The organism is Myxococcus sp. CA005 (assembly GCF_006518205.1).
In the GTDB taxonomy this organism is placed as follows: Bacteria; Myxococcota; Myxococcia; order Myxococcales; family Myxococcaceae; genus Myxococcus; species Myxococcus xanthus.
The window spans coordinates 1-647 of sequence record NZ_SRLV01000206.1 but is presented as its reverse complement, the minus strand read 5'-3'; the positions used below and the strand labels follow the sequence as shown (position 1 = coordinate 647).

Below are 647 nucleotides of genomic sequence, written 5' to 3'. Positions count from 1 at the left end.
GGAGTGGTCGGTAACTGGGGTGAAGTCGTAACAAGGTAGCCGTAGGGGAACCTGCGGCTGGATCACCTCCTTTCTAAGGAGACCGGGCATCGGACAGCGTCTTCGGACGCAGTAGGCGATGCCAGCGGCTTTCGAGTCGCGTCAGGTCAACCAGGTCAACGTTTCCGAATAACAATCTAGTGACTTACTCTGGGCTTGCTGTTTGGTTTTGAAGGACTGAGTCCATGCGACTTGGCTCTTTGAGAATGAAGGATGCTGTAGGGTTTGCCGACGCGGTGGCCTCCTGGGCCTATAGCTCAGCTGGCTAGAGCGCGCGCCTGATAAGCGCGAGGTCGGTGGTTCAAGTCCACCTAGGCCCACCATTTTCCTCCCAAGGAGGAGGAAAGCGGTGACGCGCACCCAATCAGCTCCACACAGGTTTTCCTGAAGTCTAGGAAGCGTTCTTTGACAAGTGCATACGAAGGGTAAGTTCAATTTCTGCTGAGAGAAGTTCTCGCAGAAGCCCTGACGAAAGTACCCAGCCGACGCCGTGAGGCGAAGGTGAGGGGAAGGAAGTCAGGTGCTTTTAATCAAGCGTAAGTAACAAGAAGTCTTCCGGGCTTGCTGCGAAGAGCAGGAGTCTGGGCCTTGGTTTCGAGTTTCGACAA

Annotated in this window: 1 tRNA gene and 1 rRNA gene; both read left to right on the top strand. The window is 54.9% G+C overall.

The features are described from left to right. Positions 1–73, top strand: a 16S ribosomal RNA gene (locus FMQ63_RS37165); the annotation flags it as partial. 212 nt (positions 74–285) lie between these two features. Next, a tRNA-Ile gene (locus FMQ63_RS37160) sits at positions 286–362 on the top strand. Positions 363–647 lie beyond the last annotated feature (285 nt).